The organism is Campylobacter sp. 2018MI13 (assembly GCF_018501135.1).
Classification (GTDB): Bacteria; Campylobacterota; Campylobacteria; order Campylobacterales; family Campylobacteraceae; genus Campylobacter_E.
This window is the reverse complement of sequence record NZ_JAHCZC010000321.1, coordinates 1-256: the sequence shown is the minus strand read 5'-3', so window position 1 is coordinate 256 and position 256 is coordinate 1. Positions and strand designations below refer to the sequence as shown.

General features: G+C 34.8%; 1 protein-coding gene. It reads left to right on the top strand.

Translation table 11 applies throughout. The features are described from left to right. Window positions 1-256, top strand: a 256-nt coding sequence (locus KJQ99_RS10210) for a hypothetical protein (protein WP_214150781.1), incomplete at both ends; no start/stop codon positions are given.

The window sequence follows — 256 nt, the reverse complement described above, 5'->3', positions numbered from 1 at the left end:
GAACCTTCTGTAGAGAATAAGGAACCTTCTGTAGAGAATAAGGAACCTTCTGTAGAGAATAAGGAACCTTCAGTTGAAAATAAAGAACCTTCTGTAGAGAATAAGGAACCTTCAGTTGAAAATAAAGAACCTTCAGTTGAAAATAAAGAACCTTCTGTAGAGAATAAGGAACCTTCAGTAGAGAATAAGGAACCTTCAGTTGAGAATAAAGAACCTTCAGTAGAGAATAAAGAACCTTCAGTTGAAAATAAGGAAC